At 52.8% G+C, this 392-nt stretch carries 1 pseudogene; it reads left to right on the top strand.

The features are described 5' to 3' along the window. Positions 1-392, top strand: a pseudogene (gene adh / locus NI468_RS16180) (aldehyde dehydrogenase); the annotation flags it as partial.

The following is a 392-nucleotide window of genomic DNA, read 5'->3' as shown; positions in this document are numbered from 1 at the left end:
GGCAAACCGATCCGTGAAACGCTGGCTGCCGATATTCCGCTGGCTATTGACCATTTCCGTTATTTTGCCGGCTGTATTCGTGCGCAGGAAGGCGGCATTTCCGAAATTGATGAAGATACCATTGCTTATCATTTTCATGAGCCGTTGGGCGTCGTGGGTCAGATTATCCCGTGGAACTTCCCGATTCTGATGGCTGCCTGGAAACTGGCACCTGCCTTGGCTGCGGGCAACTGCATTGTGTTGAAACCTGCAGAACAGACTCCGGTCAGCATTCTGGTGCTGGCTGAACTGATTCAGGATATTTTGCCACCGGGTGTCCTGAATATCGTCAATGGTTATGGGGTTGAAGTCGGTCGCCCGCTAGCCACCAACCCACGCATTGCCAAGATTGC

Origin of the sequence: Acinetobacter lwoffii (genome assembly GCF_024129355.1) — a bacterium.
GTDB classification, from domain to species: Bacteria; Pseudomonadota; Gammaproteobacteria; order Pseudomonadales; family Moraxellaceae; genus Acinetobacter; species Acinetobacter lwoffii_I.
Note: the sequence above shows the minus strand (reverse complement) of the source record. Positions and strands in the feature narration are given on the sequence as shown.